The 4,962-nt window shown below is 54.9% G+C and carries 5 protein-coding genes; all 5 read left to right on the forward strand.

What is annotated here, in order from left to right:
• A partial coding sequence (locus VMT71_09390; GenBank protein ID HVN24175.1) for a hypothetical protein occupies nucleotides 1–591 on the forward strand: 591 nt, incomplete at its 5' end.
• Between the two features lie 77 nt (nucleotides 592–668).
• Nucleotides 669–1,379, forward strand: coding sequence for a DUF4410 domain-containing protein (locus VMT71_09395; GenBank protein ID HVN24176.1), 711 nt, complete (start codon nucleotides 669–671; stop codon nucleotides 1,377–1,379).
• 90 nt (nucleotides 1,380–1,469) lie between these two features.
• Entirely contained in the window at nucleotides 1,470–3,962 is a 2,493-nt protein-coding gene (locus tag VMT71_09400; protein HVN24177.1) for a PAS domain S-box protein, read from the forward strand.
• A 9-nt stretch (nucleotides 3,963–3,971) separates the two neighbouring features.
• Nucleotides 3,972–4,598: a response regulator transcription factor gene (locus tag VMT71_09405; GenBank protein HVN24178.1), complete on the forward strand. Its 627-nt coding sequence runs from the start codon at nucleotides 3,972–3,974 to the stop codon at nucleotides 4,596–4,598.
• 155 nt (nucleotides 4,599–4,753) lie between these two features.
• Nucleotides 4,754–4,962 (forward strand): response regulator (locus VMT71_09410; GenBank protein ID HVN24179.1); only part of this gene is annotated, 209 nt, incomplete at its 3' end.

Genomic DNA, 4,962 nt, shown 5'->3' on the forward strand with positions numbered 1-4,962 from the left:
TTCGCAGCCACCTGGTACGGCGTGAGTCCACTGCTTTTCCAAGTACGCGCCGACTATATTGTGACGAGTAACAGCTTTGACAGTATTGCAGCCACCTTTGGAATAGGCTATCAGCTTGATGCTACACCAGCATCGGGACCAATGCATCCAAACCGTATTCAGGCTGCCAATAACGAAATCACGGGCTTTCTCGGCGCGTCCGTTCCTAATAATTCCAGGTCGGAATCGGCGTTCTCTCAAAGCCTTGAATACCGCCGCAGGCTTTCACAGTATTTCGAGTGGACAGCGGCATTCCTCAATGAGGGCAACTCATCTTCGTCAGTCAGCCGCTACGGCCTTGCCACGCAGGTTTGGGCCGTGCGCCAATTCTATGCAGATCATCTCGTGCTCGGCATCGGGGCAGGGCCCTATCTACTGCGGGACTCAAGTCACGACGAAGGATCGACAACCACAGTGGCAGCCTTGGTATCGCTCACCGGAAGTTACAGGTTCTCTCCACATTGGGCTGTGCGTTTTACCTGGAACCGCGTTCTTACTGATTACGATCGCGACGCTGACGTGTTCATGGGTGGGCTTGCGTATCGATTCTAGGAAGCGGCATGGCACACGGGTTTTAGTCGTACAGACACTCTTTTCGGGAGTTGCTTTATTTGGTCACGGAGGTGCGCATGAAAGGCGTTGGCCGCATCATTCAGTGTCTCGCTGTTTTTCTTGTTCTCGTCAGCTGTGCGTCAACAAAGATCACCAACCGCGAAATATACGTGATGGACAATATCCCCAGGCCAGGCCGGATAGTGGTCTACGACTTTGCCGCGACGGCGGACGATGTCCCGATGCAGGACACTCAGGCGAAGCTTTATTCAAGGGAAGGCACACCCCAGACCAAAGAGGAGATTGCCATGGGCCGGCTCCTGGGAGGCAAGATTGCGGCGGATCTTGTGGATCGCATCAACAGTATGGGACTACAGGCAGAACGCGGGGCCGTGGAGACGAAGCTGCAGGTCAATGACATTGTGCTATGGGGTTACTTTCTCTCGCTGGAGAAGGGGAGTGCTGAGATGCGCTTCGCCATAGGATTCAGGCAGGGTGTCGCGGAACTGGACACGGCTGTCGAAGGCTACCAGGTGACGGCCCAGGGGCTGCGCAAGCTCGGATCTGCTACGCTCGATTCCAGTGGAGGTAAATCGCCCGGCGTTCTTTGGCCGGCAGCCGTCATGGTTGCTGTCGACAATCCGGCAGGGCTCATCATTGGTGGCGCCGTCAAAGCGGGGACTGAACTGAGCGGCAGAAATACAATCGAGGGCAGGGCCGATCAGACAGCTAAGGAAATAGGCGATGCTCTGGAAGCGCGATTCAAGCACCTGGGATGGATCAACTGACTGCTGCCCGTCATCCTGCCCTGCCCCTCTGGATCAAGTTCCGCAGCTAGAAAAATCAGCAGCCGATTGGTAAACTATAGCCGCCGTTCGATGAAGATACTGATTGTTGATGACGATCCGACCATGCTTTCCTTCACCTCCGCAGTTTTGGAATCGGGAGGTTACGAGACGCTAGAAGCGTCCACCGCGAAAGAAGCCCTGGAGGCGGCTGCCCGGTTTCTTCCTGAGATTGTTGTCCTTGATGTCGTGCTTCCGGATATGAGCGGATTTGACCTTTGTAAACAGATAAAGACTGCTCCGGCCCTGCATCGCATGTTTGTGGTTCTCCATTCGGGGCTGAGCACATCGAGTGAGGCGCAGACTAGGGGGCTTGACGCCGGCGCTGACGGATACATTGTTAAGGGGATTCCTGCCAAGGAGCTTCTTGCGCGGATCAATTCCCTTGCGCGTATCAAAACCGCGGAAGACGCACTGAAGCATGCGAACGACGAACTGGACCAGCGCGTACGGGAGCGAACAGCGGAATTGCAGGCGGCGAACCAGAGGCTCGTTGCCTCAGAAAAGTCCCTGGTTGCGCAAGTCCGATTCGAAACATTGCTGGCAGACCTATCAGCCCGCTTTGTGGCCCTGACCTCCAACCAGGTAGACGGTGAGATTGAAAATGCCCAGCGCCTGGTGTGCGAGTTCCTTAATATCGATCGATCCACTCTGTGGCAGACCTCAATCGAAGGCTCGAGCGCGCAGTTGCGGTTGACGCACGCGCACCAATACTCAGGGCAATCACCGCCAAAGGGCTTAAGCGGCACCGGACTCTTTCCCTGGACTCTCGAAAAAATATTCAAGGGTGAGACAGTTGTTCTGTCCGATATGGGTGACCTTCCGCCCGAGGCATCGCAGGACAGAGAGAGCTGGAGCCGATATGGCACCAAATCCACGGTGGTTGCCCCCTTAACGTCAGGGGGAGGCAGCATCTCCGGAGCTCTGAGCTTTGCTTGCACCAGTAAAGAGCGGGAATGGCCGGAGATGGTCGTAAGACACCTCCAAATGGTGGCTCAGGTGTTCGCCAACGCCCTCTTCCGGAAACGCGCTGAGGAAGAGCTCCGCAGGAGCGAGGAGCGGCTGAGTCTCGCAGCCCACGCGGCTCAGATCGGCATGTGGAGCGTGGAAACATCTACAGGGAGACTCTGGAATTCGGAGAGCAGCTTTGAACTCCTCGGTCTTGACAAGAGTACCGACCTGACCGAGGAACATTTTTTCAGTCTGGTCCACCCTGATGATCGGGAATCTCTACGCCGGACGATGGCTAACGCTATCGCGTCAGGCACAGATGCCCGTGCGGAGTACCGCATCGTGAGACCCGACGGCGCTGAGCGGTGGTTGGTGACCCGTGCGCGTCCCTACTGTGGCGCTTCGGGGCAGCCGGAACGTCTGACGGGTATCTTTCTCGATATTACAGAACGTAAGCGCATGGAGGAGACGGTTCAAACGGCTGCAGAAGAGTGGCAGAGCACGTTCGATTCAGTTCAAGAACAGATCATGGTTCTGGACAGGGACTTCAGAGTCGTCCGGATCAACGCGTCCGCCCTTTCATTCCTCAGTCTCCCCTTGAAAGATACCCTGGGGAAACATTGCTTTGACTTAATGCATGCTACGGACAAACCTGTCGACCTGTGCCCTCTCCAAAGAATGATGAAGACGAAAAGGTACGAGGAGAGCGAGCTGTACGAGGAAAAGACAAATAGCTGGCTCCAGATGTCGGTCTCTCCCGTGTACGACAGTAATGGAGAAATCACACGGATAGTGCACACGGTCATAGACGTCACGCAGCACAAGAAGGCCGAGGCTGAAGCCTTTAACGCCCGTAAAAAGCTGCTGCACACCGAACGCCTCTTGCGCATGGGCGAGTTGACGGCATCGCTGGCGCACGAGCTTAATCAGCCCCTTACCTCCATTCTCAGCAATGCGCGAGCTGCCCTACGGTTTCTTGACGCAGGCAGACTTGAAACGGTACAGTTGCGGGAGATACTGGAAGACATAGCACAAGACGATAAGCGGGCAGGGGAAATTATCCGCAGCTTGAGGTCCATGGTCAAGCCGGAGGAATGGGAACAGGAGCTCCTTTCCATCAACGACGTGCTGGTTGAAGCATCGTCTCTCTTTCATAGCGAAGCCATTATCAGGAATATCCGGGTGGAGACCGACTGTGACGGCGCGCTGCCGCGGGCCATGATAAATAAGATCCAGATACTGCAGGTGGTGATTAACCTGATGATGAATGCCGCCGAATCAATGCGTGGTGAGTCAGATGAAGCTAAGATCATCATGCGCGCACAGACGAACCTGGACGGAGGTGTGCTGGTGTCGGTTCGTGATTTCGGTTTCGGCGTTGAAAGCAACGATCTCAGTAAACTCTTTGAGCCCTTCTTCACGACAAAAAGCTCTGGATTAGGAATGGGGCTATCGCTGAGCCGGTCTATCATTGAGGCGCACGGCGGTCACATCTGGGCTGAGAACAACAAGGACAAAGGCGCAACGTTCTACTTCAATCTGCCGGCAGCAGGGCCGGTGACGAGTGACCAGTAATCAGTTGTTATGAGTGCCAAAGAGAAAGCTACGATCTTTATCGTCGACGACGATGCCTCGGTTCGCAAAAGCTTATCGAGGCTTCTCGACTCATTGGAATTCAGAACCGAAGCCTTTGCTTCGGCTGAGGCGTTCCTGAAGAGGGGACCTTATGAAGGAGCCGGGTGCATCATCCTGGATGTGCGCATGCCGGGCTTAAGCGGCATGGATTTGCAGGAAGAGCTCAATAAGGCCGAGTACGCAATGCCCATCATTTTCATAACAGGCCATGGGGACATCCCGATGAGTGTCAAGGCCATGAAAAGGGGCGCTGTCGATTTTCTCCCCAAGCCCTTTGACGAGCAGGAACTCGTAAACGCGATAGATAAGGCTATCGAAAGAGACAGGACGGCCAGAGTCAGCCGTTCCGAAACTCGACACGTACTGGAGCAGATTGCACAACTGACTCCGAGGGAGCACGAGGTCCTTCAATTTCTGATTACAGGCATGCTGAACAAGCAGATAGCCTTTAAGCTGGGCATTGCAGAAAAGACGATCAAGATACATCGCGCCCGCGTGCTTGAGAAGTTAGGCGCACGTTCGGTCGCTGAGCTGGTCCGCATTGCGGAAAAAGCAGGTATCCCAACTGCGAAATAGCCAGTAACCGTCGCTATCTGCTGGCCACTGTCTTGCCGCATAGCACCAAAGTCCTATAGACACTGCCCGGCACTACCTACTATGCTACTCTCATCAGGCCAATAGCGTAATCCCCGCTCGAAGCATAAAGAGCCTCATACGATGTGAGGGCATCCATGGCAAGAAAACAGACCACTGTCTACGTGATTGACGACGACCAATCGGTTCGCACCTCGATGGCCAGGCTCCTGCAGTCTGCGAACTTCAATGCAGCCACGTTTGGTTCCGTCAATGATTTCTTCAGTGAACCGAAGAGGGAGGACAACGCCTGCATCCTCGTCGACATCCGGATGCCGGGTTTAACAGGTTTCGATCTCCAGCAGAA

Source organism: Syntrophorhabdales bacterium (genome assembly GCA_035541455.1).
Lineage (GTDB): Bacteria > Desulfobacterota > Syntrophorhabdia > Syntrophorhabdales > WCHB1-27 > JADGQN01.

What these genes read in the sequence shown, in the direction of transcription:
- VMT71_09395 (HVN24176.1), top strand. Translation starts at nt 669, where the DNA reads ATGAAAGGCGTTGGCCGCATCATTCAGTGTCTCGCTGTTTTTCTTGTT.
- VMT71_09400 (HVN24177.1), top strand. Translation starts at nt 1,470, where the DNA reads ATGAAGATACTGATTGTTGATGACGATCCGACCATGCTTTCCTTCACC.
- VMT71_09405 (HVN24178.1), top strand. Translation starts at nt 3,972, where the DNA reads ATGAGTGCCAAAGAGAAAGCTACGATCTTTATCGTCGACGACGATGCC.